The sequence below is a fragment of the Brevibacterium sp. AGC70 genome, from assembly GCF_057334195.1.
This window is the reverse complement of the sequence record NZ_JBHFIH010000019.1, coordinates 397,319-423,329: the sequence shown is the minus strand read 5'-3', so window position 1 is coordinate 423,329 and position 26,011 is coordinate 397,319. Positions and strand designations below refer to the sequence as shown.

At 64.2% G+C, this 26,011-nt stretch carries 25 protein-coding genes and 1 riboswitch; of the genes, 16 read left to right on the top strand and 9 right to left on the bottom strand.

Going from position 1 to position 26,011, the window contains the following annotated elements; translation table 11 throughout:
* Positions 1–250: 250 nt before the first annotated feature.
* A complete protein-coding gene (purD, locus tag ACE03M_RS19625) occupies positions 251–2,518 on the bottom strand; it encodes a phosphoribosylamine--glycine ligase (RefSeq protein WP_485935739.1) in 2,268 nt (755 codons plus the stop codon).
* A 33-nt stretch (positions 2,519–2,551) separates the two neighbouring features.
* On the opposite strand from purD, the gene ACE03M_RS19620 reads away from it, so the two are divergent.
* From ACE03M_RS19620 to ACE03M_RS19605, 4 genes are read left to right on the top strand one after another with little or no spacing between them, the layout of a single operon-like run.
* Positions 2,552–3,670: an asparaginase gene (locus ACE03M_RS19620; protein WP_485935737.1), complete on the top strand. Its 1,119-nt coding sequence runs from the start codon at positions 2,552–2,554 to the stop codon at positions 3,668–3,670.
* A gap of 15 nt (positions 3,671–3,685) precedes the next feature.
* Positions 3,686–4,087 carry a sterol carrier family protein gene (locus tag ACE03M_RS19615; RefSeq protein WP_143922312.1) on the top strand — a complete coding sequence of 134 codons (402 nt, stop codon included), beginning with the start codon at positions 3,686–3,688 and terminating at the stop codon, positions 4,085–4,087.
* Entirely contained in the window at positions 4,084–5,526 is a 1,443-nt protein-coding gene (locus ACE03M_RS19610; RefSeq protein ID WP_485935735.1) for an aldehyde dehydrogenase family protein, read from the top strand. The genes ACE03M_RS19615 and ACE03M_RS19610 overlap by 4 nt, the downstream gene beginning before the upstream one ends.
* Positions 5,527–5,564: 38 nt before the next feature.
* Positions 5,565–6,482: an EamA family transporter gene (locus ACE03M_RS19605; protein WP_485935733.1), complete on the top strand. Its 918-nt coding sequence runs from the start codon at positions 5,565–5,567 to the stop codon at positions 6,480–6,482.
* Between the two features lie 110 nt (positions 6,483–6,592).
* On the opposite strand, the gene ACE03M_RS19600 is transcribed toward ACE03M_RS19605, so the two are convergent.
* The gene (locus ACE03M_RS19600; RefSeq protein ID WP_485935731.1) at positions 6,593–7,573 is read right to left on the bottom strand and encodes a universal stress protein; all 981 of its coding nucleotides are present in this window, start codon (positions 7,571–7,573) and stop codon (positions 6,593–6,595) included.
* Positions 7,574–7,733: 160 nt separating this feature from the next.
* On the opposite strand from ACE03M_RS19600, the gene ACE03M_RS19595 reads away from it, so the two are divergent.
* From ACE03M_RS19595 to purM, 3 genes are read left to right on the top strand one after another with little or no spacing between them, the layout of a single operon-like run.
* Positions 7,734–8,189: a hypothetical protein gene (locus ACE03M_RS19595; protein ID WP_485935729.1), complete on the top strand. Its 456-nt coding sequence runs from the start codon at positions 7,734–7,736 to the stop codon at positions 8,187–8,189.
* A gap of 44 nt (positions 8,190–8,233) precedes the next feature.
* The gene (purF, locus tag ACE03M_RS19590; RefSeq protein WP_143922307.1) at positions 8,234–9,715 is read left to right on the top strand and encodes an amidophosphoribosyltransferase; all 1,482 of its coding nucleotides are present in this window, start codon (positions 8,234–8,236) and stop codon (positions 9,713–9,715) included.
* 1 nt (position 9,716) lies between these two features.
* The gene (purM, locus tag ACE03M_RS19585; RefSeq protein ID WP_485935727.1) at positions 9,717–10,811 is read left to right on the top strand and encodes a phosphoribosylformylglycinamidine cyclo-ligase; all 1,095 of its coding nucleotides are present in this window, start codon (positions 9,717–9,719) and stop codon (positions 10,809–10,811) included.
* A gap of 360 nt (positions 10,812–11,171) precedes the next feature.
* Here the strand turns inward: purM and ACE03M_RS19580 are convergent, their stop codons facing one another.
* Positions 11,172–11,399 (bottom strand): DUF3073 domain-containing protein, encoded by a 228-nt coding sequence (locus tag ACE03M_RS19580; RefSeq protein ID WP_009881540.1) that lies wholly within the window; start codon positions 11,397–11,399, stop codon positions 11,172–11,174.
* A gap of 128 nt (positions 11,400–11,527) precedes the next feature.
* Here ACE03M_RS19580 and ACE03M_RS19575 point away from each other — a divergent pair, with 128 nt between their 5' ends.
* The 3 genes from ACE03M_RS19575 (at position 11,528) to ACE03M_RS19565 (ending at position 13,860) form a co-directional block, all read left to right on the top strand.
* Positions 11,528–12,343: a DUF8083 family protein gene (locus ACE03M_RS19575; protein ID WP_485935725.1), complete on the top strand. Its 816-nt coding sequence runs from the start codon at positions 11,528–11,530 to the stop codon at positions 12,341–12,343.
* 159 nt (positions 12,344–12,502) lie between these two features.
* On the top strand, positions 12,503–13,000 hold the full coding sequence (locus tag ACE03M_RS19570) for a hypothetical protein (protein ID WP_485935723.1): 498 nt from the start codon (positions 12,503–12,505) through the stop codon (positions 12,998–13,000).
* Positions 12,997–13,860, top strand: coding sequence for a hypothetical protein (locus ACE03M_RS19565; protein ID WP_485935721.1), 864 nt, complete (start codon positions 12,997–12,999; stop codon positions 13,858–13,860). Before ACE03M_RS19570 ends, ACE03M_RS19565 begins: the two co-directional genes overlap by 4 nt.
* A gap of 20 nt (positions 13,861–13,880) precedes the next feature.
* Here the strand turns inward: ACE03M_RS19565 and ACE03M_RS19560 are convergent, their stop codons facing one another.
* A complete protein-coding gene (locus ACE03M_RS19560; protein ID WP_485935719.1) occupies positions 13,881–14,768 on the bottom strand; it encodes a LysR family transcriptional regulator in 888 nt (295 codons plus the stop codon).
* A 90-nt stretch (positions 14,769–14,858) separates the two neighbouring features.
* On the opposite strand from ACE03M_RS19560, the gene ACE03M_RS19555 reads away from it, so the two are divergent.
* On the top strand, positions 14,859–15,806 hold the full coding sequence (locus ACE03M_RS19555; protein ID WP_485935717.1) for an EamA family transporter: 948 nt from the start codon (positions 14,859–14,861) through the stop codon (positions 15,804–15,806).
* A 130-nt stretch (positions 15,807–15,936) separates the two neighbouring features.
* Positions 15,937–17,124, top strand: coding sequence for an aminotransferase-like domain-containing protein (locus tag ACE03M_RS19550; RefSeq protein WP_485935715.1), 1,188 nt, complete (start codon positions 15,937–15,939; stop codon positions 17,122–17,124).
* A gap of 50 nt (positions 17,125–17,174) precedes the next feature.
* Here ACE03M_RS19550 and ACE03M_RS19545 read toward each other — a convergent pair whose 3' ends face one another.
* A complete protein-coding gene (locus tag ACE03M_RS19545; RefSeq protein ID WP_485935713.1) occupies positions 17,175–18,074 on the bottom strand; it encodes an AraC family transcriptional regulator in 900 nt (299 codons plus the stop codon).
* Positions 18,075–18,252: 178 nt separating this feature from the next.
* Here ACE03M_RS19545 and ACE03M_RS19540 point away from each other — a divergent pair, with 178 nt between their 5' ends.
* Complete coding sequence (locus tag ACE03M_RS19540; protein ID WP_485935711.1) at positions 18,253–19,233, top strand: DMT family transporter; 981 nt, start codon at positions 18,253–18,255, stop codon at positions 19,231–19,233.
* Here ACE03M_RS19540 and ACE03M_RS19535 read toward each other — a convergent pair.
* The 4 genes from ACE03M_RS19535 to ACE03M_RS19520 form a co-directional block, all read right to left on the bottom strand.
* The gene (locus ACE03M_RS19535) at positions 19,205–20,683 is read right to left on the bottom strand and encodes a phytoene desaturase family protein (RefSeq protein WP_485935710.1); all 1,479 of its coding nucleotides are present in this window, start codon (positions 20,681–20,683) and stop codon (positions 19,205–19,207) included. The two genes, ACE03M_RS19540 and ACE03M_RS19535, sit on opposite strands and share 29 nt — an antisense overlap.
* Positions 20,680–21,375 (bottom strand): nucleoside/nucleotide kinase family protein, encoded by a 696-nt coding sequence (locus ACE03M_RS19530; RefSeq protein ID WP_485935709.1) that lies wholly within the window; start codon positions 21,373–21,375, stop codon positions 20,680–20,682. Before ACE03M_RS19530 ends, ACE03M_RS19535 begins: the two co-directional genes overlap by 4 nt.
* Positions 21,375–22,364, bottom strand: coding sequence for an ATP-grasp domain-containing protein (locus tag ACE03M_RS19525; protein WP_485935707.1), 990 nt, complete (start codon positions 22,362–22,364; stop codon positions 21,375–21,377). Before ACE03M_RS19525 ends, ACE03M_RS19530 begins: the two co-directional genes overlap by 1 nt.
* A gap of 134 nt (positions 22,365–22,498) precedes the next feature.
* A complete protein-coding gene (locus ACE03M_RS19520) occupies positions 22,499–23,221 on the bottom strand; it encodes a TenA family protein (protein ID WP_485935705.1) in 723 nt (240 codons plus the stop codon).
* A riboswitch (TPP riboswitch) is annotated at positions 23,221–23,326 on the bottom strand. It overlaps the preceding gene by 1 nt.
* Before the next feature lie 34 nt (positions 23,327–23,360).
* Here ACE03M_RS19520 and ACE03M_RS19515 point away from each other — a divergent pair.
* The 3 genes from ACE03M_RS19515 (at position 23,361) to ACE03M_RS19505 (ending at position 25,891) form a co-directional block, all read left to right on the top strand.
* Positions 23,361–23,723: a VOC family protein gene (locus ACE03M_RS19515; protein ID WP_143922295.1), complete on the top strand. Its 363-nt coding sequence runs from the start codon at positions 23,361–23,363 to the stop codon at positions 23,721–23,723.
* Positions 23,724–23,761: 38 nt separating this feature from the next.
* Positions 23,762–24,277, top strand: a complete 516-nt coding sequence (locus tag ACE03M_RS19510) for a HutD family protein (protein ID WP_485935703.1) — start codon at positions 23,762–23,764, stop codon at positions 24,275–24,277.
* 213 nt (positions 24,278–24,490) lie between these two features.
* Positions 24,491–25,891 (top strand): hypothetical protein, encoded by a 1,401-nt coding sequence (locus ACE03M_RS19505; protein WP_485935701.1) that lies wholly within the window; start codon positions 24,491–24,493, stop codon positions 25,889–25,891.
* Positions 25,892–26,011: the final 120 nt, after the last annotated feature.

The following is a 26,011-nucleotide window of genomic DNA, read 5'->3' as shown; positions in this document are numbered from 1 at the left end:
GGAATCAGTGGGTTGAATCCACCGATTCCGTTGTGTGAGACGGTTTCGAGGTGAAAACAATTACCACCCAGCATATTCCCCTGCTGAATCAGTGGTCGCGCCTGCGATTTTCGCGCTATGTCGTTGCTTGCAGCCGGAGTCAGTGCGCGTCTCGAGACAACGCCGCACTGCCGAAACCACTGTTCGTGCAGCGTTGTATCGGCGGTGCGGCGTTGTCTCGGTGTGAGAGGCGGCCCGGCTGCGACCAGCCTCAGCCGGGGAACTTCTGGCCGGTGAGCTTCTCGAAGGCCTCGATGTAGCGGGCACGGGTCTTGTCGACCACCTCGGCGGGAAGGGGTGGCGGGGGAGTGTCCGAGGACTTGTCCCAGCCGGACTCACCAGTCAGCCAGTCGCGGACGAACTGCTTGTCGAAGCTCGCCTGCGGCTGACCCGCTTCGTAGCTCGCCGCATCCCAGAAGCGCGAGGAATCCGGGGTCAGCACCTCGTCGCCGAGGACCATCGTCCCGTCAGGCAGTATCCCGAACTCGAACTTCGTGTCGGCGAGGATGATGCCACGTTCACGGGCGATCGCTTCGGCCCGCTGGTAGATCTCGATCGTCAGGTCGCGGACCTTCTCGGCTGCCTCGGTGCCGATGGTCTCTGTGATCTGGGCGAAGCTGACGTTCTCGTCGTGGTCTCCCAGATCGGCCTTGGTCGCGGGCGTGAAGATCGCGGGCTCCAAGCGGTCGGCTTCGATGAGGCCCGCCGGCAGCTGGATTCCGCACACGGAGCCTGTGGCCTTGTAGTCAGCCATCCCGGAGCCGGTGAGGTAGCCGCGGGCCACACATTCGATGGGCAGCATCGACAGGTTCTTGACGATGAGGCCGCGACCGGCCACTGCCTCAGGGACATCGGAGCTGATGACATGGTTGCCGATGACCTCGGAGAGCTGGTCGAACCACCACAGGCTCAGCCCGGTCAGCACCTTCCCCTTGTCCGGGATCTCGGAGTCGAGGACCCAGTCATAGGCGGAGATGCGATCCGAGGCGACCATGAGCAGCTGCTTCGCCGAAGCCGCATCGGCGGCCGTGTCGGGAATGTAGAGGTCGCGGACCTTGCCCGAGTAGACGTGCGTCCAACCCGGAAGTTCGGGCGCTGCGGAGTCGAGCCCCGCCGCAGCCGGTGCCTCTTCGGGCGCAGGGTAGATGTCGGCCACGGTGATCTGCCCACGAGCGGCCACCTCGGCGATGTCGGTGCGATGCTGCTCACCGTCCCACTTGACCTCGGCCACAGCGGCATAGGCCTTGGCCCGGGCTTCGTGGAGTCCGGTGCCCAGCGAGACGACGGAGAGCACACGTCCGCCGGCGGTGACGATGTCTCCGGTCTCGGCGACGTCCTCGGAGATGACGGTGTCCTCGGGGGCGAATCCAGCTCCCGTGTCTGTGGCACGAGCGGTCCCGGCGTGGAGGATGTGGACGTCCTCGAGCCCATCGGCCGTGTTGAGGCCGCGGATGATGTCGCCGGTGCGCGGAATGTTCGGGTAGTTCTCGGCGGCCATGACCACGGTCACCGAGGTCCGCGGATCCCAGTCGAGTTCACCGACCTCGTCGAGGCGCCCCTCGGCGGCGGCGAGCATGGTCTGGCCCAGCGGGCTGCGCAGACGTGAGAGCACGGACTGGGTCTCTGGATCGCCGAAGCGGACGTTGAACTCGACGACCCGCATGCCCTTCGAGGTCAGGGCGAGTCCGCAGTAGAGAAGCCCCACGAACGGGGTGCCGCGGCGGGTCATCTCGTCGACGACCGGCTGGGCGACGGTGTTGACGATGTCGTCGACCGTGCCGGCCGGGATCCACGGCAGCGGCGAGTAGGCGCCCATGCCACCGGTGTTCGGGCCGCTGTCACCATCGCCGATGCGCTTGAAATCCTGAGCGGGAGCCAGCGGCAGAGTGTGCTGGCCGTCGCAGAGGACGAACAGGGAGACCTCGGGGCCGTCGAGATAATCCTCGATGACGACCCTGTCTGAGACCTCGAGGCAGGAACTGGCATGAGTCAGCGCCTCGGCACGGTCCGAGGTCACGACGACGCCCTTGCCCGCGGCCAGGCCATCGGCCTTGACCACGTACGGAGCACCGAAGTCATCCAGGGCGGCGGCCGCCTCCTCGGAGGTATAGGCGACCACGGTGCGTGCGGTGGGCACATTCGCGGACTCCATGACCTCCTTGGCGAACGCCTTCGAGCCTTCGAGGACCGCGGCCTCGGAACTGGGTCCGAAGACCGGGAACGAGGACTCACGCAGGGCGTCGGCGACCCCGGCGACCAGTGGCGCTTCGGGGCCGATGACCACGAGATCGACGTCGAGTGCCTCCGCTAGCGCCGTGACTGCGGTGGAGTCGTTCATATCGACGGCTTCGGTGTGCGCGATCGCTGCGATTCCCGGGTTGCCGGGTGCTGCGATGACGGCGTCGACCTGGGGGTCGCGACTGAGAGCAAGGACGAGGGCGTGTTCGCGGGAGCCCGAACCGATGACAAGAACCTTCACCCCACCAGCCTATAAGGTCGTAGGCTTGAGTGCGTGACTCGTTCCACTTTCGTTTCCGCCGACGCCGCCGAGTTGGCCTTCGTCGAGCGCAGCGGGTTCGTCGAATCCCGCCACATCGGTTCCGCTGTCGTCCTCGACCCGGATGGATCACCCCTGATCAGTCTGGGTGCGCCGGGGGCTCCCGTGTTCACCCGGTCGAGCCTCAAACCGCTGCAGGCGATTGCCGCGATGAGTCTCGGAGCGCAGGTGTCCGGCACCTGGGCGGCACTGGCGACCGCGTCCCACAAATGCGAGGCCAGCCACGCCGAGGCGGTTGCCGGGATGCTCGAATCCGCCGGCTTGAGCGTAGATGACCTGCAATGCCCGTCCACTCACCCCGCCGACGGTGCCTTCCGTCGGAGTCTGCAGGAGACCGCGCGTCATCTCGGGCGAGACGACACTGATCCGGCATCGCCCCTGTACTTCAACTGCTCCGGCAAGCATGCGGCGTTCCTCATGGCCGCGGCGGCCATCGGTGCGGAGTCCGCAAGCTACCTCGACCCGAACCATCCCGTGCAGAAGAGGGTCGCCGAAGTGGTCGAAGCCTTCGCCGGTGAGGCGCCGGCAGCAGTGGGCACCGACGGCTGCGGTGCTCCCGTCTTCGCACTCAGCCTCACCGGGCTGGCCCGGGCGATCGGCCGTGTGGTGCGACTGGGCAGTGCAGACGCTGCCACAGCAGAAGAGAACCCGAGGACCACCTCGGCGTGGGAACCGTATGTCTCCTACGCGAGCGAGGCCCGCACGCTCATGGACGGCGTATTCGCAGACCCGTGGGCGATCGAAGGTCACGGCAAGCCGAATACGACGGTCATCGAGAGCCTCGGGGTCTTCGCCAAGGGCGGGGCCGAAGGCGTGATCGCGATGTCGACGAAATCCGGGTACTCGGTCGCTCTGAAATGTCTCGACGGATCCTCCCGACCGACGACATGGGTCGCGCTCAACCTGCTGGAGCTGGCCGGCGCGTTTGAAGACCAATACTGGATGCACGAATGCACACTCGAGGACTTGTACCCGCACATCGTCGACCCGATCACCGGCGGCACCGATTCCGAGGGACGGACGAGCATTGTGGGCAGGCTTGGGCTGGGCGAAGATGTAGCGAAGATCAGGTAAGAGAGAGGGTCACTGATGGCGATTCGCAGAAGGATTGACACAGACGAGGGGCGCAACGCGCTCGAGATGTGGGTGGCGCACTCCAAGGCCGACGCGGCACCGGCAGACCGGTCGACCCTGGCCACGGCTGTGCGGTTCACGTTAGAGGAGCTCGCGTCACGGGCGGAGGGCAACAGCGTCGAAGTCCGCGTCCCGCCCTTCGGCGTCACCCAGTGCATTCCCGGTCCTCGGCACACCCGCGGCACACCGCCCAACGTCGTCGAAACCTCGGCGCAGGTGTGGCTGGAGATCGTGACCGGCAAGACCGAATTCTCCGCCGCGCTCGCCGAAGGCTCGGTTGACGCCTCGGGCACGCGCGCCGACATCAGCGACTTCGTCCCCTTGTACACCTCAGCAGAATTGGAAGGTCGGCGATGAACGCCCAGATCACCCAGACCACCTCATTCATCGGCGGACGCCATGTCCCCTCCCTGACCACCTACGCCAACGTCGACCCGGCCACCGGCGAACACCTCGGCGATGTCTCCCGCGGCGGAGCCGACGAGGTCGACCGTGCGGTCAAGGCAGCGGCCCGGGCGCAGAGGGAATGGAGGCGCTCGAGCACCGAGCAGCGGTCGAAGCTGCTGGTCACTACCGCCGAAGTGATCCGAGCCAACCGCGATGAGATGGCCGCACTGGAATCCGAGGACACCGGCAAACCGCTGACCCAGGCCTACGCCGATGTCGACGTCTGCGCCCGCTATTTCGAGTTCTACGGCCACACCATCGAGTCCTACTACGGGCACTCGATCCCCATGGCCGAGGACATGCATGTCTACACCCGCCGCGAACCCTACGGCGTGACCGGGCACATCGTGGCCTGGAACTACCCGCTCCAACTCATCGGACGTGCCGCCGCGACCTCGCTGGCCACCGGCAACTGCGCGGTGGCCAAACCCGCCGACGAGACGCCGCGCTCCACGGTCCGCCTGGCCGAACTCATCCATTCCGTTGGCTTCCCCGCCGGTGCGTTCAATGTGGTCACAGGCCTGGGCGCCGAGGCGGGGGCTGCGTTGGCAGCCCACCCGGGCATCGCTCACCTGGGCTTCGTCGGCTCGACTCAGATCGGTTCACAGATCGCCCACGCCGCCGCAGATCGGGTCATCCCGACGGTGCTCGAACTGGGCGGAAAGTCCGCGAACGTCGTCTTCTCCGATGCCGATGTCGACGCGGCAGTCCCGTCCCTGGTGCGTTCGATCATCCAGAACGCCGGCCAGACCTGCTCGGCCGGGTCCCGACTCATCGTCGCCCAGGACATCCACGCCGAGGTGGTGGAGAAGATGGCGGCCGCGATGGAGAAGGTGACCATCGGCTACGGCATCGACGACCCGATGCTGGGACCACTGATCTCGAAGAAGCAGCAGTCCCGCGTCGAAGGGTTCCTCTCCGACATCGGCAACGCCCAGATCATCACGGGAGGGACCAGGCCCGAAGGTCTCGCCGAGGACCTCACCGGCGGTGCCTTCATCACCCCGACGCTCGTCGACAACGTGTCCCCGGGCTCGAGGATCGCGCAGGAGGAGGTCTTCGGCCCCGTCGTCGTGGCCATGACCTTCGGCGACGAAGAGGAGGCGATCTCCCTGGCCAACGGCACCGACTACGGATTGGTCTCGGCCCTGTGGACGCAGAACATCTCCCGGGCTCATCGGGTCGCCGCCGAGGTCGAAGCCGGGCAGGTCTTCATCAACACATACGGAGCCGGCGGGGGAGTGGAGCTGCCCTTCGGCGGGTTCAAGAAGTCCGGCTACGGCCGTGAGAAGTCCATCGAAGCCTTCGACGAGTACACGCAGACGAAGACCGTTGTCGTGAAGCTGTGAGGTCCTGAGGCTGTGAAGCGGACTGGTCACGGTCGTCGATGACACCTGCCGTCCTCGGACTGGTGCTCTTCGCCTCGCTCGCCCATGCCCTGTGGAACATCGCGGCGAAGTCGGTGTCCGGCAAGGGCTACGCCTTCGTGCTGGCCTATCATGGGCTGTCGGCGATCCTGCTGACCCCGATCGCGATCTGGCTGCTCGCCTCCGGAGCACATGAGTTCAGTCTGGGCCTGCTGGGCGCCGCCGCACTCAGCGCGGTCTTCCACATCGCCTATTCGGTCTCCCTGCAGTCCGGCTATGACCATGCCCCGTTGGGCGTCGTCTATCCCACGGCGCGCGGGGTCGGACCGATCATCACGATCATCGTCGCAGTGCTGTTCCTGGGCGAGCGGCCCACGGCACCTGAGATCATCGGCGCCTTCATCGTCCTCGCTGGCATCGCCGTCGTGACCGTGCACCCAAAGCGGGCGGGCGGAAGCCGGACGGCAGACGGAGGTCACGGGACAAAGAGCAACGGCGTGGGTCGTGGTCTGGCCTGGGGCGGCTTGATCGGAACCTTCATCGCCTCGTACACACTGTGGGACGACTTCTCCGTCAACCACATCACCGACTCACCGCTGCTCTACTTCGCCCTCTCTGAAATCTGTGTCGCGACCATCATGGCGTTGGGCATCGTGACGATCCCCGGCGGTGCAGGACGTCGCGCGGACTTCACATCGATCCTGGCCGGGCACAGACGGGCTCTGGTCACCGTCGCCATCCTCTCCCCGCTGGCGTACCTGCTCGTCCTCTACGCGATGCAGCAGGCGCCGGTGTCCCTTGTCGCTCCCGTGCGGGAGACCTCGATCATCGTCGGCACACTGCTGGCCTGGTGGCTCTTCGGAGAGAAGGACATCGGCATGAAGCTGACCGGCGCGGTGGTCGTCGTCGCTGGCATCGGCCTCATCGCCCTCGGGTGAGATTCCCAGATTCCCACCTCGGGCCACCGCTGGGCAAAAGTGCTGACGTTGAGCACTTGTGCCCTACGCCAGCACTTTTACCCAGCGCTAATGGAGTTGGAGGCGCAGCTTCAGCGCTTCTTCGCCGCCTTCCGGCGGAGCACACGGACCACTCGGGTCGGGCACACAGCGTGTGAGAGGACGGCCTGGGATGTCGACCCGAGGATCGTCGACACGAAACCGCCGCGGCCGCGGGAGCCGATGATCATGAGTTCGGCGGTGTAGGTGGCACTGATGAGCACCTCGGTGGCGGGGGCATCGAAGATCGACCAGCGAACGTCAACATCGGGGAACTCCTCTTGGAGGGACTGCGCCGCTTCTTCACGCGAGGTCACGGCTTCGTCGTACATCTTCTCGAGATGTGTTTCGCTGGGCATCCATTCCGGCGAGAGCACGTGGGCCGCGGTGATGCCGACCAGGTGCAGCGGCAGATCATAGATCCGAGCCTGCAGCGCGGCCTCACGCAGGACCGGCCCATCGGTCTCGAACGGATCGATCGCGGCGACGATCTCACCGGTGAAGTCGGGGCGCCTGTCGCCGGAGTCGGCGGTGGTCGTCTGCGCGTCGGAGGAACGCACAGGCAGGTCGATCGGCAGGGGCCGCTCGGGCATCGGTCGTTGGGGCCAGGTGCTGGGGATGACCACGGTGGGGCAATGACCGTGCGCGGGCATCGCCAAGGCCACCGACCCCAGCAGGCGGCCGGCGAACCCACCGCGACCGCGAGCGCCGATGACCGCGAGATCGGCATTCTTCGAGTTGTCGACCAACGCCCCAGAGGCATCTCCCGGGAAGACCACGGTCGACACCGGCACCGAGGCATCGGTGACGGTTCGTGCGTTGTCATCGACGAGCTTCTGCACCGACCTCTTGACCTCCGCGTCGAAATCGGCCGGGTAGACGATGTCCGCTTGGGTCATATTGACGCCGGGAACGGTGTACGCCGCCACGAGGCGAATCTCGGAAGAGGTCAGTTGTGCGTGTTTGATCGCCCACTGCAGTGCGCATTGACTGTTGGCGGAGCCGTCGACTCCGACGATGATCGTATGAGACATGTCCACCCCTATGTGAGAAGCCTTGCTGTGTCTGCTTCCACCTTATGGGATCGGCCGCATAACTGCCTGGGAGTCGGCGAAAGAGTTCTCGACTAGACTGTCCGCGACGTGAAATGCGGGCGCCATCGACCCGCCACCGACACTGCTGCCCAAGGAGATCATGAAGGACCAGATCGACGTCGCCGTTCGTCGCAGCCCCAAGTACTCGGTATTCATGGGACTCGGCGCGATCCTCGGCGTACTCGTCGCGGGCGTGCTCACGCTCTTCGTTGATCCCGCAGCGATGCCCACCGGCTACACAGTGGCCAAGGGAGCGGGGCTGCTGCTGCTCGTCCTCGCCGTGGGCGGACTGTTCCTCGGCGGTCTGCTGGCAGTGTTCCTCGACTGGATAGGTCGGAGGAAGTCACGCAAGTATCGCGTCGACGCGGAGATCGACATGGTCGATGATCCGAAGGAGATCGCGCGTCGTCGCATCGCCGAAGCCAACGGCGAAGACCCCGATGCCGGTGTCACCTCGGTCGACACCTCGATGGGGGAAGCAGCTGACGGCAACCGCCCTGACAGTGACAGTGCCGAGGACGAGCCCCGAAACGAAGCCCCGAGTTCCGGAGTCTGATCCTCTTGTGAAGTAGAGCTCACCGATGTGAGACAATCTTTCACGTGGCAAGAGGAGACGGGCAACTAACGCACGAAATCGACCCCCTGGATCGCGGACCTCAGGATGCTTGTGGAGTATTCGGAGTCTGGGCGCCGGGCGAGGAAATAGCCAAACTCACCTACTTCGGGCTCTACGCTCTGCAGCACCGCGGACAGGAGTCCGCGGGCATCGCTGCCAGCAATGGCAAGCAGATCCTGATCTACCGCGACATGGGCCTGGTTTCGCAGGTCTTCCATGAGCGGGATCTCGAACTTCTGCAGGGACACATCGCGCTCGGGCATACGCGGTATTCGACGACGGGCTCACCCTCGTTCGAGAACGCCCAGCCCACGCTGGGACCCACCCCGTTCGGGACAGTGGCACTGGCGCACAACGGAAATCTGACGAACTTCGATGAGCTCGAGGCTCTGGCCGACGGCCGTCGCGACGACGCCGACCAGGTCGTCAAGGACGCGACGAAGAAGGTCAGTCGGACTCGACCCTTCCGCGACTCCTCCAATGACACCTCCCTGGTCACCGAGCTCTTCGCCACCGAAGAGGGCGAGAACCTCACCGAGGCCGCGCTCAATCTCCTACCCAAGGTCGACGGGGCATTCTCCCTGGCCTTCATGGACGAGAACACCCTCTACGCCGCGCGTGATCGTCACGGGGTCAGGCCGCTGTCGCTGGGCCGGATGGAGAACGGCTGGGTTGTGGCATCCGAGACCTCGGCTCTCGACATCGTCGGTGCCTCCTTCGTGCGCGACGTCGAACCGGGCGAACTCATCGCCATCGACGAAGACGGTCTGCGTTCCTTCCGCTTCGCCGAACAGGACCAGGCTCGCTGCGTATTCGAGTACGTGTATCTGGCCCGGCCCGACAGCGTGCTCAACGGCAAGACCGTGCATGCGGCCAGAACTCAGATGGGCCGCCAGCTGGCCGACGAGTACCCCGTCGATGCCGATCTCGTCATCGCCACACCCGAATCGGGAACACCAGCTGCCGTCGGCTATGCCGAGCAGTCAGGCATACCCTTCGGCCAGGGGCTGATGAAGAACGCCTATGTCGGCCGCACATTCATCCAGCCCTCGGACACCCTGCGACAGCGCGGCATCCGACTCAAACTCAACCCGCTGCGCGAGAACATCGAGGGCAAACGCCTCGTCGTCGTCGACGACTCGATCGTGCGCGGCAACACTCAGCGCGCGCTCGTGCGAATGCTCCGCGAGGCGGGAGCGAAGGAGATCCATGTGCGCATCTCCTCTCCACCGGTCAAGTGGCCCTGCTTCTACGGCATCGACTTCGCGACCCGGGCCGAGCTCATCGCCAACGGCCTGAACATGGACGAGATCCGTGACAACCTCGGCGCCGATTCCCTGGGATACATCTCCCTCGACGGGATGGTCGAGGCCACCCAGCAGGAACGCAGCCAGCTGTGCACCGCCTGCTTCTCAGGCGAATACCCGATTCCTGTCAACAACACCCCCGCCGACAAAGGATGTTGAGTTGAGCACCGATCCAGCTAAGTCCACCACCTATGCCGCTGCCGGCGTCGACGTCGAGGCAGGTGACCGCGCCGTCGAACTGATGAAGTCCGCGGTCGGCGCCACACACAACGCGAATGTCGTCGGCGAAGTGGGCGGTTTCGCCGGACTCTTCGACGTCTCAGTGCTCAAGGACTTCGAACGCCCGCTGTTTGCCTCATCGACCGACGGCGTCGGCACGAAGGTCGCGATCGCACAGGCCCTCGACAAGCACGACACCATCGGCTATGACCTGGTGGGCATGGTCGTCGACGACATCATCGTGTGCGGTGCCAAGCCCCTGTTCATGACCGACTACATCGCCTGCGGCAAGGTCGTGGCCGAGCGCATCGCGGACATCGTCCGGGGCATCGCCGAGGCGTGTGCAAGTGCCGACGTCGCCCTTGTCGGCGGGGAGACCGCCGAACACCCGGGCTTGCTCGGGGTCGATGACTACGATGTCGCCGGAGCCGCCACAGGTGTCGTCGAGGCCTCCAAACTGCTGGGACCTGATAAGGTCTCCGCCGGTGACGTGCTCATCGGGTTGCCATCTTCTGGCATCCACTCGAACGGGTACTCCCTGGTCAGGCACATCATCGCCGAGGCGGGTTGGGGTCTGGATCGCAACGTGCCGGAATTCGGCCGCACCCTGGGTGAAGAGCTTCTCGTCCCCACCCATGTCTACACCGGCGAACTCAACGCCCTCTTCTCTGCTCTGCCCGATGCCGTTCATGCGGTCTCGCATGTCACCGGCGGGGGACTGTCTGCCAATGTGGCGCGCGTGCTGCCGAAGGGCCTCGTGGCGAAGATGTCCCGAGCTTCGTGGGAGATCCCTCCGGTCTTCTCCACCCTCGGCGATCTGGGCGGAGTCCCGCAGGAAGACCGTGAACGGACCTGGAACCTCGGCGTCGGCATGGTCCTCGTGGCCTCTGCTGAGTCCGTTGACAGTGTGCTCGCAGCCTCACCAGGCTCATGGGTGCTCGGTGAAGTCAGAGTCGACGACGGTTCGCTGGCCTCCGAACTCGACTACGTCCAGGGCGCCAAGGGCGTCGACGGCGGAGCCGCAATCCTCGCTTAAGGCTTTGTGGGCGCAATGCTGAGGGCGCTGTGAGAGCAGCCGCCGTTGGTGCAACGGCCAGCCGGCCCTGAAACGCCCCGTTCGCCCTGAAACGTCCCGTCAGCTCTGAAGCGTCTCGTTGCTGAGGTTGTCAGTGCGGCTGCCGGGGTGTGGTGGTCGAGTACCTGTAGGAGTTGGCGCGCAAGAGTATGAGTTGCTGCTCACTGCGGGCGAACGAAGTCAGGGCAGACATCTTTTGCAATGAGTAGTCCATGGAGCAATCAGGCAAAGCAGAAGGCGGAGGCCGCAGCCTCCGCCTTCTTGCTTGAGCGAATCCGATGCCCGGCGTATCTGAGCGTCGATCACATCAGTGCTGATCGGTCAAGATTCGCGCTGTGTATAGTCGTCTTCTTCGTCGTCATCGTCGACGTTGTACTTGTCGGCGTAATCCGAATAGTCCGGCTCGTTGTCGTACGGATCTGACGAACCGGACGCCTGCGACTCGGAACCCAGTTCCTGCTGGAGTCTATTCAGGTCGGTGTCCGGGCTGTAGTATTTCAGCTTCCGGGCAACCTTGATCTGCTTTGCCTTTGCGCGGCCGCGACCCACTGGCGTGACCCCCTCCGTCGTCATTTGGGGCGAAGCGCCCCGGACTAGATCTCTGCTATGCGCTTAAATCCTACCTGTTCGTAGTAGGAAGTTCCATTTTGAGGCCCGACCTTGGATAGGGTGAACCCATGTCCTACAGTCGCGATTATGTTGTCTCTCTGCGGATCTTCGAACCCATCGTAGTTCATTCCGTATTGCAAGACGAGCAGGTGGAAGACAACCGGTCTCGTGTTGAGGAGCAGATCTCCGAAGACGCGGATCAGCGCTTGATCTCACTGCCGCCGAGCCCTGTGGCCGAGTCCTTTCGCAACACGCCGATCTTCCTCCCGGCGTCTCAGACTTCGGACGGCGTGGATCGGTACTGCCCCGCGCAGGAGGACATTCGCGGGTGGGAGGCGCTCGAAGCTTTGAGCGAGCACACCTCGAAGGCGACGCTGGACATCATCGCTCCGAAGTCGGCGCGCAGGCGTGCGGCCAGTCGTCGCGCCGAGTGGCTCCAGGACACCAAGGATACTCGCGTCTTCACACGCGTCTCGGCGTGGGATGTGCCGCCATCATGGTGGCTGTTCTTCTCGCTGAGCGAAGACCAGATCATCACAAATGAAACCGATGCCGGGCTGAGAGTGCTCATCCGTACGGACATTCTGGCAGCCTCGGCGAGGATGGAATGGGCAGCGGAGACTGTGGCCGATAAGTCCAAGGTCGTCGACATGGTCGAGCAGACATCGATTCTGGCCCAGTGGGTCGACGGCTTCGACATGAACTCCGTGCTCGAACTCGACCTGGGCGGGATGAGCGATGTGCTCTGGCCCAACGAGGCACCGGAGCTCGTCGATTCGTGGGTGACCGCGCTGAGCAACGACGATCCTGAAACCGCGGTCGCATCCTTCCAGAAGTACGCGGCGATGTGGGAACAGCTCAATCTCTACGCGCGCAGTTCCTGAGCTGAGCCGTTCAACTCCTGAGTCTCCAGTACGTGTGCGGCGGCTACGATAGTCTGCGTACCCGCGGCGTCGAGAGAATGAACCACACAGCGCATGGATGAGAAGAAGCGTCGACTTGTGACGAATAGGAAACCGCCGTCGGGGCCCGCTGAGGAGTCAATGACCGCCGACGAACCGATGACTGCCGCCGCGTCTGCGACCGCCACGAAGTCGAAGCCGATGACGACGTGGTCGATCGTATGGCGTCTCGGAGCAACTGCCATGGCCCTCGTCATTCTCACCTGCGGACAGTTCCTCAACACCAACGACTTCTTCCCGCTCGGGTCACTCACTCAGTACGCGACCGCCAAGGACCTCAACGGCACGGTGAACGCGACGTGCATCGAAGCGCAGTTCCCTGGTGAAGATGAACCACGCCGGCTCGGCTTCAACACGGACACCGTCGGGATCGAACGCGGGGACATCGAATCCCAGCTCGATCGGGTCATCGCCAACCCGGAACTTATGCAGACCATGGCCGACTCCTTTGAGCGCCTCCATCCCGACGAGCCGAAGCCGGAGCAGATGATCCTCTGCCGCACCGTGACGCAGTTGGAGAACGGCCGCAGCGTCGGCGAACCCGAACACAAGATCCTGGCGACGTGGGAGGTGCAGTGAGCATTTCCACCTCCGCCGAGGCGAAGGTCGGCAATCCGATCATCGCCTGGTTCACGCCCCAGATCTCCCTGGCCCGCGTCGCGGTCTTCCGCGTCATCGTCTACATCTTCGTCATCATCGACGTGCTCACGATCTCCGCCGACGTCATCCCGCACGGCTGGACTCCCGACCTCTATCAACCGCTGTGGCTGGCCAGGTTCCTCCACATCCCACCGGTCAGCGTCCTCGGTGCGCAGAGCCTGCTCGCCGCGATCATCGTCTTCGCTCTCATGGCCGCCGCCGGCGTCCTCCAGCGAATCAGCGGCTGGATGGTCGCGATCACCTTCGGGCTGTGGATGTTCTACACCCAGGGCTATGGCTATGTCGCCCACGACCACATGGCGCTCGTCATCGCCGTCGTGGTGCTGCCGACGGTCGGAATCGCACGGTTCAGGGAAGTGGGGACCACCTCGGCGAAGGCAGGGTGGGCACTGCGAGTCGTGCAGATCTCCGTCGTCCTCACCTACTTCTATTCGGTGGTGATGAAGTGGATCGCCTCTGGGAACATCACCCACTGGGCCAATGGGGCCGTGATCATCTGGGCGCTGATGCGCCGCGGGGCCGAATGGTCGAAGCCGTTCCTCGAGATGCCGGGCCTGCTCATTGCCGGGCAGTGGGCGACTCTGGTGTTCGAGTTCCTCTCACCGATCGTGCTGTTCCTCAAGGGGAGATGGCTCTATGGTGCCGTCGTCTTCTTCATGCTCTTCCACCTCATGACCTACATCGCACTGGGCATCCACTTCCTGCCGACGGTCATCTGCTGGGCGGCGTTCCTGCCATTGGAGAAGCTGATCCCGAAGCGGTTTGCCGCGACCCGCTGACCTGTTCGCAGCCACTGGGGCTAAGAGTTCCGGTGCAGGGCGTCCAGCACTCGTTTGACGGCTGCGCGCTCGGCCGTGTCGGGAGCCATGACCGCCACGACCCAACGTGTGGTTGCGACCCCTGTCAGTGGGAGGAGCGTGAGCCCGGCGTCTTTCGGGGTCGTGAATCGCGGCAGCAGGGCGACCTGATCGCTTGAGGCCACGATCGCCTCGATGAGTCGGTTGTCCCGGATGCGCTGGGTGACCTCGAGCTCTCGTCCTGTGACGTGTTCGATCGACGTCAGGATTGTGGTGAATGGGAATCCGTGGGGAACGCCGATCCACTGAGCGTCGACGAGGTCCTCTGGTCTCAGCTGGTCCCGGCAAGCCAGGGGATGGGCGTTCGCGACGGCGACGTCGATGGGTTCGGTCGCCAGGCACTCGACGCTCAGCCCTTCGGTCCCGGCCGGACGTTCGGAGATCAGGCTGTGGGCGATGACGATGTCGACGTCGGAGGTCAGGCCCGCGAACTCGTGCTCGGCCAGATCCACATCGAGGGTGCGCAGGGTGATCCTCGGGCTTGTCTCCCGCAGCCGTCGCAATGCAGAAGGCACAAGATAGGCCAGGGCGCTGGGCAGCCCGGCAATCTGAACGTCGCCGGAGGGATCGCCGAGGTAGTCCTCCCAGTCAGCCTGCACGCGGGCGATCGCTGAGGCCACGTCCTTGCCGCCTGTCGCCAGCAGTCTGCCCGCGCTGGTCAGCTTCAGCCCGCGGCCCTCGGGTTCGACGAGAGTGTGTCCGAGTTCCCGTGTGGCCTGTTTGAGCTGCTGCGATATCGCCGACGGCGTGCGATACGTCGCCCTGGCCACGGCAGTCACGCTGCCGAGTTCGTCGAGCCGGCGCAGCAGCTCAAGATGCCGGGGGTCCATGTGCCAATGCTACAACGTTGAAGCTCGGCTACAAGGTCTGTGTAGAACATTTCGATTGTATTAACTGTCTGGCCACTCGAGAATGAAGTCATGTCATTCAAACACTGTTTGCTCGCCGCCTCGGTGGCCGTGATGTGGGGACTGAACTTCCTGGCGATCGACTTCTCGCTCGAACAGTTTCCGCCCTTCTTCCTCGTCGCCCTGCGCTTCGCCGTACTGGCCATTCCGGCGCTGCTGTTCGTGCCGAAGCCAGACGTGAAGCTTCGCTGGATCGTGGGCTACGGGATGGGGTTCGGACTCCTGCAGTTCCTGTTCCTCTACTGGGCGATGGCGGCGGGGATGCCTGCGGGGCTGGCCTCACTCGTGCTCCAGGCTTCGGGACCGTTCACGGTGCTGCTGGGGATGACGGTCCTGCGAGAGCGGGTCCGCGGATCACAGATGGCGTTCCTCATCGTGGCCATGGCCGGGCTCGGCGTCGTGGGCTGGCAGAGACTGGACTCGAGCGCGAGCTTCCTTCCGTTCCTGCTCACCCTCGCCGGTGCCTTCGGGTGGGCGATCGGCAACATCTGCAACCGTCAGGCGCACTCGGTCGAGCCGGTGAAGTTCACGATGTGGATGTCGGTGGTTCCGCCGTTGCCGATGTTCCTTCTTGCGCTGGTTGTCGAAGGGCCAGGCACTATCGGCCAGTCGCTGACGACGCTCATGACTCCCACCGGATGGTTGGGCCTCGCGGGACTCGCCTATACCGTTGTCATCGCGACTATCCTCGGCTCTGGCATCTGGTCGTGGCTGATGTCGCGCAACCCCGCTGGAGTTGTCGCACCTTTCTCGATGCTCGTCCCCATCGTCGGTATGAGTGCCGCGTGGTTCGTTCTCGGCGAGACGGTGTCACTGGGGGAGATGTGCGGAGCCGTGCTGGTCATCGTCGGCGTCCTCGGGGCAGGCATGCGTGCGGCGAAGGGACCGAAGATCCGCGCCGAGGTGGTGCCCACAGGCGTCGAAGACGTGGCCGACGTCCCCGCGGGGACGCGATGTTGACCAGAGACCGCCAAACGGACACAGTTCATGGCGCGGATGATTCGACGCTACGATCACTTCACCACCAGCGGTGAGTCGCGGAAACATGGCAGAACGATCGCGCTCGCAAATATTTCTCAAAGGAGAAGCAGTGTCATCGAAGTTCGCCGATCGCATCGCTCGCGTTCAGCCGTCCGCTATCCGTGAGCTGCTCAAATACGGTGACGATCCTTCCATCACCTCTTTCGGCGGCGGGTACCCGGATGCCGCACTCTTTCCCGCGGCCGAACTCCAGCAGATCTACACCGAGATCCTGGGCAAGGAGAGTGCGACCGCACTGCAGTACACCGCCTCGGCGGGACTGCCCGGATTGCGGGGCCAGATCGCCGAACGCATGTCGAGCGCGGGTTCGGCGACGGATGCTGACGATGTTCTCATCCTCCACGGCGCCCAGCAGGGCCTGGACCTGGTGGCGAAGCTGCTCATCAACCCGGGCGATGTCATCGTCACGGAGAACCCGACCTTCCTCGGTGCCCTCATTGCCTTCAACCCCTGCCAGCCCGAGTACGCCGCCGTTGACATGGACTCCGAGGGCATGGACGTCGACGCCCTTGAGACGACCCTGGCCACGACCGAGAACATCAAGTTCATCTACGTCATCCCCGACTTCCAGAACCCGACCGGTGTCAGCCTCAGCCTCGAACGCCGGAAGCGCATCATCGAGCTGGCCAACGAATACGACGTTCTCGTGCTTGAGGATTCGCCCTACCGTGAGCTGCGCTTCGAGGGCGAAGCGCTGCCGACCCTGACCTCACTCGACACCGAGCACCGGGTCATCCACCTCGGCAGCTTCTCAAAGATCCTCGCCCCCGGAGTGCGGCTGGGCTGGGTGAGCGCGGCACCGGCGATCCTCGACAAGCTCGGTCTGCTCAAGCTCGCCGCCGACACCCAGTCGTCCACGCTGAACATGACAGCGGTGACGCGCTTCCTCGACACCTTCGATATTGATGCCCACGTCTCAGCGATGCGTGGGGTCTACCGCGCCAAGCGCGACCTCATGGTATCGACGATGACCGAACATTTCCCCGCCGAGGTGACCGTGACCAGGCCCGAAGGTGGGCTCTTCACCTGGGTGACCTTCCCCGAAGGCTTCGACGCGACCGCATTCATGGCCGAACATGCCCTGCCCGAGGCGAGGGTCGCCTACGTTCCAGGTGGGTCGTTCTTCCCCACCGAACAACGCAGCAACTATGCCCGGTTCAGCTACTCGGGTCAGTCCGATGATGAGATGGTCGATGCCCTGACCCGGCTGGGCGCGATCCTCAATGAACACATCTGAGCGAGAACCACGAGGTGACGGCGGACGCTGCTTTGGGCAGTGGCATCGTGTCACGCGCGTTCGATCGGCAGCCAGAGCTCGGTGGTGGCCGTGCTGAGGTCCGCTGCCCGGTCGATGATCGCAACGATTGAGGGCCCGGGCCGCAGCTGCCACGGATTCGACGGAAACCACTCAGTTGCCGTCGCTGCCCAGGTCGTCTGCAGTGCTTCGGGAAAGCTGCCGGCAGTGGTGAAGACCGCCCAAGTTCCCGCCTCGACGTCAATGACGTCGAGGTCCTCAGGCGCCGAATCGGGTGTCCCGACCGCGACGCCGTGCAGGTAGGTGAGCTCGGTGCCTTCCCGGTAATCCGGGTCGACATCGGCTGTGACCTGAAGCAGTCCGGTGGGCTCTGCATCGCTGAGGGATTTGAGGCGAGCGTGCTCATCCGCAGGCAGAGATTCGATGTGCTCGCGGATGTGCGGGTTCTCTCCCTCATGGATGAGGGGCACACGCTTGGCGTAGCCGATGAGTGAGAACGCCGGTTTGTCGGTGATTCGAGTGTCCATGGAAGAATTCCCTTCGATCGTCAGGCGGAACCTGATTGTTGATTGACTGCGAAGGGGGCCACCGTCGCGCCGAACCGCTGACGGGCTCACGCCGTGGACGGAGTGGAACGCTCGCCCGAAGGCCTCTGCCGATCCGTATCCGAAGCGGACCGCGATGCCCAACAGGCCCCGGCCGGCCGCCACGTCGGCGGCAGCCACGGTCATCCGGCGACGTCGAACGTATTCCGACAGCGACATCCCCGCCAGGGACGAGAACATGCGCCGCAGATGGTATTCGCTCGTGCCGAGTGTCCGTGCCAACGATTCGACATCGAGATGCGAAACCCCTTCGCCTCCGACAGTGCTGCCGGTATCGGCGAGGTCCGACTCGATGAGGTCGATGAGCGTATTGAGTTCAGCGATCACGGTGTCTCCCTTCACTCATCAATGGTTCCGCGCAGGCGGTGTGCACCGCCCGACAATCTCTGCCCGATTCAATCATGTGCGCGTTCGTGAGTCAGCACAGAGGTGCACCGCACTGCCGAACTGGTCGCTTCACCCCACGAGCGGTGCCAAATCGCCTCCGTGGGCATAGTGTCGTCTCATGGCCGTCATACCCAGGGCCGCTCCAACGCCGGAGCCGCCGACCGCGCTCGCCGTCTCGGCGGTGCTCGCGGGTGCCCTGTGCCTGTCGATCTCGGCGATCTTGGTCAAGCTCGCGGGCGTGGATGCGGCGACGACGGCCGTGCTGCGGTGTGCGATCGCCGTCATCGCCCTCGTGCCCCTGGCTCTGTTCGAGCGCCGACACCACGGTGGGCTCTCTCGAGCAGGGATTCTCTGGGCGATCGCGGCCGGCATCGCGCTGGGCATCGACTACATTGCGTGGACGGCGTCGATCTACCTCGTGGGCGCGGGCGTCTCGACCGTGCTCGTCAATGTCCAGGTCATCGTCCTGCCATTGCTCGCGCTGTTCGTCGATCGTGAGCGTGTGAGCGCACGTTTCCTCATCGCACTTCCGCTGATGCTCATCGGCGTCGGCCTGGTGGGAGGAATCGTCTCGCTGACCGAGGTGGGGGACAGTGCCGTCCTCGGCACCGTTCTCGGTCTGATCGCGGGTATCGGCTACGGGGTGTACATGTTCCTCACCCGCCGTGGGACCCGGCGTAAGGCCGAGGGGACACTTCAGCCGTTGGCCTGGGCGACAGCTTCGGCGGCGGTGACCTCGGCGATCATCGCGCAGTTCACCGGCGGCCTCCACCTCACCGGGATCGGCCCGAAGTCATGGATGTATCTCATTGCCTTGGCTCTGCTCGGGCAAGTGGTTGCGTGGCTGCTCATCAACAGGGGCAGCGTCCGACTGGTGCCGACGATGACGGCGAGTCTGCTGCTCATCCAGCCCGTGCTCGCACTCGTGCTCGCGGCGCTCATCCTCGGCGAAATGCTCACCCTGGGGCAGACGATCGGTGCGGGCCTCGTTGTTCTCGCGGTGGCCGTGGCCAACGGGGTGTGGCGACTGCGGAGGAGGTCCCACGCCGCTCGGCGTCCAGGGGACGAGCTCAGGGCGCCAGGCTCGGCGCCGCTGTGATTGAGAATCGTGTCTTCAGCGCTCGCTGGGCGGCGAACCAGCCATTCATGCCGTGCACGCCGGGTGCCGGTGGGGTCGCTGCCGAACACAGGTAGGCGCCGGGGACGCCGAGGCTGTAGTTGTCCCAGCTCGTGCGCGGCCGGGCCATCATTCGGTAGAAGGAGACGAGGCCGGTGGCGATGTCGCCGCCGATATAGTTCTGGTTGTGGCCCGCCATCTCGGATGCGGGGATCGAGTTGTAGGTGACGATGGTGTCGCGGAAGCCGGGGGCGAAACGTTCCATCTGCCTGATGATGTACTCGGCCGGATCGATCGGGCAGTCGAAGGGTACGTGGCAGTACGTCCACAGCGGCCGCAGACCATTCACCTCACGTGATGGGTCGAACACGGTTGGGTCGGAGACCAAACAGACAGGGTCGGCCGGCATGCGTCCGGCAATGACGTCGGCCTCGGCGGCGGCCATCTGCGCCCGAGTTCCACCGACATGGATGGTGCCGGCGCGGTTGATGTTGGGATCGGCCCAGGGCACGGGCCCGTTGAGGACGAAGTCGACCTTGGCTGCGGCATTGCCCTGCTTGAAGCTGCGCAGCGATTTGTCGACCTTCGCCGGGAGGAGGCCGGAGAAGATCTGAGCCGCATTCAGCGCCGAGGTGTCGAGGAGATAGGCCCGGGCGGGCGGCATATCGGAGACGTGATCGATGCGCGCATTCGTCGTCGCCGTGCCGCCGTGAGCCTCGAGGTCGGCGACCATGGCGTCGATGATCGCCTGCGAACCACCCACAGGGGATGGCCAGCCACCGGCGTGGGCAATGGTCGAGAGCATGGTGGCTGTGGCGGCCGTGCCCATGGCTGGCAGACCGCCGATTGCGTGCGCGGCAACACCGGTGAACAGCGACTGAGACGTCTCATGTGAGAGCGGAATGTTCCAAGCCGGGCTTGCCTGGGACAGCAGCCGCAGTCCGAATTTCACCACATTGGCGATCCCGGGAACATCGCGCAGGGTCTCCGGAACGGAGCGTTTGTCACCGAGGGCGAGCCAGATCGCGTCATCGACACGTTCGAGGAGCGGGGCGAAGAACCGTCGCCATTCGGGTCCGGCCGCGCCGAGGTGGTCGACCGTAGTTTCGAGATCATGGAATGCCAGCGCAGCGGGCTGACTGTCCAATGGTTGGGCGTAGGAGACCTCTGGAGTGGTGAATTGAAGCCCCCGAGCACGCAGGTCGAAGTCGACGAAGAAGGGACTCGAGATCGCCAAGGGGTGCACGGCAGAGCAGATGTCGTGGGTGATGCCCGGAGCCAGGCCCAGGTCAAGGGTGCGGGCGCCACCGCCGATGGTCGACTGGGCCTCGTACACCTGCACAGACAGACCGGCTCGAGCCATGGTCACGGCGGCGGCCATGCCGTTGGGGCCGGATCCGACGACGACGGCATCTACCTCAGCGTTGCTCATGTCTCCAGTCTAGGGGAGAGGGGAGACGACCCCGGTGTGCGGATGCCTCTGATCGCGGGATGAGCCAGATCTTCGTTGTCGAGGACCCACGTGGCGTGGTCCCAGGGCGAACATTGCGCGAAATAGAGTCGCTGTCCGCCGACATAACGATGGTTGGACTGCGCCTCGGGATCAGAATCGAACTGCCCGGCGAAGCGTGAGTTCCCACGACGGACAGACACCGTGAAGGGAACCTGCACCCACAGACTTGCATCCCACAGGTCTCGAAGTTCGGGCCGGTGGAGAAAAATCCCATCCACGAGGAGGACGCAGTCCTTTGGCAGGGAGACTTGTTTCGGTAAGACGGCTAGGTCGGCATCAACATCCCAGACCGCTGGCGTGATCGACAGACCATGTCTGAACGGAGTCACGACGGACCGAATGAAGGCATCGTAGTCATACGAATCCCGATAAAAGGGATCGGGGCCCTGGCCGTTCGCGTACCGAACAGAGCGGGGCTGATGGAATCCGTCGATGCTCAGTGACGAAATGGGGCGCAATCCGTCCTGGTCAGCCACCTCAACGAGTTCTTCGGCCAAGACTGTTTTGCCTGCACCGTCGAGTCCATCAATGGCGACAAGAACTCGTTTGCCTATATTGACCTCGCGCAGCAGTGAGAGCAGTTGGTGGAGAACCACGCGACGGTCAGGCATCAAGTGTGGGACACAGAGATCGCGGCGATCTCAGCGGCTATGTACTCGGCGATCCGGTCCGCGGCAGCGGTGCGCCCGGCCGTGCGCTCGCCATCTTCGACGCTCGGATTGTAGTTCGTGTTGGTGTTGATGTCGTAGACGACCTGGCGGCCATCGGCAGTCTCGATGAACTCAATTCCAGCGATGTCGATGTGCAGTTCGGTCAGGAGCATCTCCAACCTGCCGATGAGCGGCGTACGCGCGGTGATGTCCTCACGCACGGAGAACGGGTCGAGTGGTGCGGCAGATGCGGAGGGGATCTCGCATGCCTCGGCGGGGCACAATTCGAAGGACCCATCGGAGACATCGACTCGCACCGCATAGTGGAACCGGCCGCCGATGAACTCGGCACGGGTGACGAACGGCTGCGCAGGCCGCACATATTCCTGGACCAGTGTGATTCCGTCGATCGGCTCGTTTGCACCACCCGCGGCGAAGTCACTCGCAGCCGCATCGAGTTCGGCATGAGACTCGAAAAGGCGCACGCCGAGTCCCTTGCCGCCCTGGTTGTGCTTGGTGATGAAGGGTGGGACGAAATCGCGCGCCGCCGTGGACAGCGCAGCACTGCCGAAGACCGCCGAGGTGCGCGGGGTGTCGAAGTCGCGCATGGCGAGCTCGCGGTTTTGGCGGATTTTGCTCACTTCGAGCTCGTAGACGTCTGCGCCGTTGATGACGGTGCGTCCTGCTGTCTGGAGCCAGGCAAGCACCGCACGCCCGTAGTCCTTGACGTGCGGATCCGTGCGAGTGTGCGCCGAAGCGGACAGCCGCGACCAGAACAGGCCCTGCGGCGGCTCTGTGGTGAGATCGATCGAGACTTCAGGCAGCAGCCATTCGACGAAGGGGATGTCTGATCGATCGAGGGCCTGCGCAAACGGCGCGATCCATTCGGGATTGTCATGAATGATGTAGACCGCCGGAACGTCCGTGACGGGAAGCAGCTGTGTACTCATCTGTATTACCTCGCATCCTGCAGCGACGGCGGAGTGCGACTGGACACACCCACACACCTGTTCTGCTCAACAATCCTAATCCGAGCGACCTCGTTGAGGCGAGGCACGCAGAATATGAGCCGAGCGCTTCAGCTTCACCGGCTATCGTTTTCAGCGTACGCCTCGTCGAAGAATGCCAGTTCGAGGTCGACGCCACGGTGCCAGATGTGAGTCAGTCGGCCTCGCACCGCGGTGGATTCTGCGTCCTCGCCGGTGGGGAATACCCGCTCAAGTTCGTCGACGAGGAACTGCACCCAGGCCCGGAAGGCGTCACCGCGGTGCAGGTCGATCCACCCGGAATGGACCCGGCGTGGAGGCATCGGATCCGAGCGCATGCCCCAATCGAGGTAGAGCCACTCGGCGATGACGAGCACGACGAGCAGTTCTGCGTAGGAGGCCGAGACGACGGCTTCGTCCATGAGGTCACGGAAGTCCTCGGTCGGCTCAGCCAGCTGGGGGTCAGCGTAGTCGGCGGCGGGGACACCCACCTCGGCGAAGGCCATGAGGAAGTACGAATCCTCGTCGGCTTCGAGGAAGCCGAGCTGCTTGGCGAATCGCAGCTTGGGCCCGAGCGCATCGCCGTGAGCGACGCACGCGCCGAGCATCGAGAGGAACGATTCGAAGAACTGGTAGTCCTGGACCAGGTACCGACTCATCACGGAGTCATCGACCGTGCCGGCGAACAGTTCGGTGACGAACCTGTGCCCGACTGCGGCCTCCCAGGTTGGAGCCGTTTGCGCTCTCAGGGTCGCAACGAGCCCCTCTGGGGTCAGTCGAATGCCGCTGGTGGTCGTGTCTTTCGTGTCGACATCGGTCATCAGTGTCCGAGCTCACTTCCTCCGCCGGTGCTGACCGGATCAGGTTCGAAGGGTCTACTTGCGCACTCTCAGCGCCAATCTCATAGCGCTCCCCTGTGGTGTTTCGAGCCTAGCATCGAAAGGCGCGTAGACTTCCAGCATGGCAATCGCAAAGCAGCCCGTCGTCGTTCTCGACGCTCCTGACGCACGCGAACTCGCGGAGTTCTATGGTCAGCTCCTCGACTGGCAGGTCAGAGTCGATGACGACGGCACCTGGGCAGAGATCACATCCGATTCCTGGCCGCCGATCTGCTTCCAGCAGGTCGAGGACTACCACGCACCCAGCTGGCCGGGCCAGGCCCACCCGCAGCAGATGCACCTCGACGTCGTCGTCGATGACCTTGATGTCGCCGAGACGGCCGTGGTCGAACTCGGTGCAGGAAAGGCGGCAGAACAGCCGGGTGAGACCTTCCGCGTCTTCTTGGACCCTGCCGGCCACCCGTTCTGTCTCGTGCTGAACTGAGGTTCTGGCCGGTGCAGACGCGGCACTAGAGTGATCACATGCGCGTGATCACCTCATTCGATGACCTCGAACCGGTCCCATGGGCCAATGGTGCGGGGGAGACGACCGAGCTCGTCTCGCTCACCGAATCCCAGAATCTGACCCCGAGTCGATTACGGTGGCGCCTGAGCATCGCGCGTCTGGACCGTCCGGCTGCGTTCTCCCCATTGCCGGGCTTGGCACGCACGTTCCTTCCTATCGGCGCCGAGGTTGTCCTCGAGATCGACGGACAGGTGCACCGCGTCGCCCACGCTGAACCTCAGAGATTCCGTGGGGACCAGATTGTCTCCCTCCTCGAACTGGGCGCACCGTGCTTCGCCCTCAACCTCATGGTCGAGTCGGACGACGGGGCAGAATCGGAACACGTCGGGTTGGAGATGTCGACGCGAAACACCGGTTCCGACCTGTTTGCAGTGACCTTGGAATCGGGTGCCGGCTACCCGAGATTCCAGGTGCTGGAACTCGAGGAGTCGGACATACTTCCGGATCACCTCGACGTGGCCATCCTGCGCTGAGACGGCGGTCCTGGCAGAGGCCGAATTCGGACCTGCGAGTATCCTGCCAAGCGCATGTCCTGCGCGTCACACAAATCCGCATCGTTGCAGGTCAAACGCAATGAGGGCGGTGGCTTCTCACAGTGTTGTCCCAGCTTCTGAGGGCGCGGGTCAGGAACTCCGAAAATGGACGGCCCATACTGAACTCAGGGACCAGCCATCGGAGGTATTTTGGTGTCGAATCAGAATGAGTCAGGCAGACTGAACGGGCAGAACGTCGCAGCGTCCGATCAGGACAGATCAGCATCGGGAGGCGGCGGACCCGAAACGACCGTGCAGGCATCACAGACCCTGCCTCTGATCACCGAAGAACTCGCCGCCACACACGCCAGGAACACCCAGTCGACACCGACGACGACCTCGCACGTGACCACACCGGTGATGCCGCCGAATCCGATCCGACGCGAAGAACAGCCGGTGCCAGCGAGGTCGGCGACTCGGATGATGCAGGAGAACACCACTGCCGTCGGTGAATCGACTGACGTCGTCGAGAACGCGAAAGGCGACGTCGGTGAGAAGAAGGAGAAGAGCGAGAGCAGAGTCTCGGCGACCCAGCTCGTCGCCGGTGCCGCAGCCGCAGCTACCTCCTCGGTCATCGGCGGGCAGCTGGGCGTGGCCGGAACGGTCGTCGGTGCAGGAGTCGCGAGCATCATCACCGGACTCGCGGTGACGCTCTATACCAGCAGCCTCGACAAGGGCAAAGAGAAGATCAAAGAAGTCGGCACGAAGCTCGCCCCGGCAGTGAAGGCGAAGTCAATCGGTGCCAAGACCCAGCGATCCTCTGCTGTCTCGTCAACCGGACCCTCCCGCACCACCAGCACCTTCGGAAGCCTGAGCGACGAGGCGGACTTCGCCACGACCGTCGACGCCCCGTCAGCGCAGCACCCGTCACCCGATACCACCGATGCGGCCAACGATGAACCGAAATCGTGGTGGCAGAAGCTGCGCCGCAAACGCGTCCTCTACCCGGTGGCTATCGGGGTGGCGACATTCGGAATCGGGCTGGGTGCCGTGGTCATGGCCGAATCATTCACTGCCGCCGACATCTCGCCAGGGACCTCACAGATCTCACGGTCAGTGACCGGAGATTCCGGCACCGGGGATGACTCCGAAACATCGCACGACGGCGGCGGCACTGCCGAATCCAGCTCTTCCGGGGACGACTCCCAATCCGGCCAGAACCCGAATCAGGGTAGCGGAACCGAGAGCTCGACGACGAGCGAAGGACAGTCCACCTCGGCGAACGAGGGCAGCTCCACCACCTCCTCGACTGCAGATCAGACGGGGACCGACCAGGGTACCGATGCCAGTTCGACCACAACCACCGGCGACGAGACCGCAGGAGCCGCCAGCGATTCGAGCGGATCCAGCAGTGCCGAAGCGGACACCTCGGGCGGGGGCACAACTTCGACGGACGGGAGCTCGAGTTCCGGCTCGCAGGGCGGAGCAGGCAGCTCTGGCTCCGGCAGTTCGAGTGGAGGATCCAGCTCCGGCGGAGGCTCGGGTGACGGTGTGGGCAGCGGTTCCGGCTCGAGCTCTGCAGGCGGTGGAAGCACCGCGACTGCCGAAGGCTGAGGGGCAGGAATATTGAACAGGGTGGCCTTGGTTGTACCGAGCAGGGAACCTGGATAGCGTGAAAATCGGTTGCGCCAGTCTTTAGCACGCTGCCAGGAACTCGATATCAGGGGAGCCGTG

Coding starts and splice junctions, on each gene's coding strand:
- ACE03M_RS19525 (WP_485935707.1), bottom strand. CDS start 22,364: ATGAGTACACAGCTGCTTCCCGTCACGGACGTTCCGGCGGTCTACATC.
- ACE03M_RS19610 (WP_485935735.1), top strand. CDS start 4,084: ATGAACGCCCAGATCACCCAGACCACCTCATTCATCGGCGGACGCCAT.
- ACE03M_RS19605 (WP_485935733.1), top strand. CDS start 5,565: ATGACACCTGCCGTCCTCGGACTGGTGCTCTTCGCCTCGCTCGCCCAT.
- ACE03M_RS19555 (WP_485935717.1), top strand. CDS start 14,859: ATGTCATTCAAACACTGTTTGCTCGCCGCCTCGGTGGCCGTGATGTGG.
- ACE03M_RS19600 (WP_485935731.1), bottom strand. CDS start 7,573: ATGTCTCATACGATCATCGTCGGAGTCGACGGCTCCGCCAACAGTCAA.
- ACE03M_RS19540 (WP_485935711.1), top strand. CDS start 18,253: ATGGCCGTCATACCCAGGGCCGCTCCAACGCCGGAGCCGCCGACCGCG.
- ACE03M_RS19560 (WP_485935719.1), bottom strand. CDS start 14,768: ATGGACCCCCGGCATCTTGAGCTGCTGCGCCGGCTCGACGAACTCGGC.
- ACE03M_RS19530 (WP_485935709.1), bottom strand. CDS start 21,375: ATGCCTGACCGTCGCGTGGTTCTCCACCAACTGCTCTCACTGCTGCGC.
- ACE03M_RS19615 (WP_143922312.1), top strand. CDS start 3,686: ATGGCGATTCGCAGAAGGATTGACACAGACGAGGGGCGCAACGCGCTC.
- ACE03M_RS19510 (WP_485935703.1), top strand. CDS start 23,762: ATGCGCGTGATCACCTCATTCGATGACCTCGAACCGGTCCCATGGGCC.
- ACE03M_RS19515 (WP_143922295.1), top strand. CDS start 23,361: ATGGCAATCGCAAAGCAGCCCGTCGTCGTTCTCGACGCTCCTGACGCA.
- ACE03M_RS19570 (WP_485935723.1), top strand. CDS start 12,503: ATGACCGCCGACGAACCGATGACTGCCGCCGCGTCTGCGACCGCCACG.
- ACE03M_RS19595 (WP_485935729.1), top strand. CDS start 7,734: ATGAAGGACCAGATCGACGTCGCCGTTCGTCGCAGCCCCAAGTACTCG.
- ACE03M_RS19575 (WP_485935725.1), top strand. CDS start 11,528: ATGTCCTACAGTCGCGATTATGTTGTCTCTCTGCGGATCTTCGAACCC.
- ACE03M_RS19520 (WP_485935705.1), bottom strand. CDS start 23,221: ATGACCGATGTCGACACGAAAGACACGACCACCAGCGGCATTCGACTG.
- ACE03M_RS19535 (WP_485935710.1), bottom strand. CDS start 20,683: ATGAGCAACGCTGAGGTAGATGCCGTCGTCGTCGGATCCGGCCCCAAC.